The following is a 286-nucleotide window of genomic DNA, read 5'->3' on the forward strand; positions in this document are numbered from 1 at the left end:
GACGAGCACCCTCGTGCGGATACCAGCGTCGAGTCCCTGGGCAGATTGCGAGCCATTCGCGGCGCGATCGAGCCGGCGTCCACCGTCACCGCCGGTAATGCGAGCGGCCAGACCGACGGCGCCGCGCTGTGCATCGTGACCACTGCGGACAAGGCTGCCGCTCTGGGTCTGCGCCCCCGGGTTCGGCTCGCAGGATGGGCCGCCGCGGGTGTCGCACCGAAGACGATGGGTATCGGGCCGGTTCCGGCGGTCGAGAAGGTCCTCGGACGTCTCGGACTGACGGTGG

General features: G+C 70.6%; 1 protein-coding gene. It reads left to right on the forward strand.

Annotation, left to right across the window (positions count from 1 at the left end; all coding sequences use genetic code 11):
- Positions 1 to 286 (forward strand): thiolase family protein (locus AC0IX4_RS23010; RefSeq protein ID WP_471831398.1); only part of this gene is annotated, 286 nt, incomplete at both ends.

Source organism: Rhodococcus sp. AC861 (assembly GCF_979256035.1).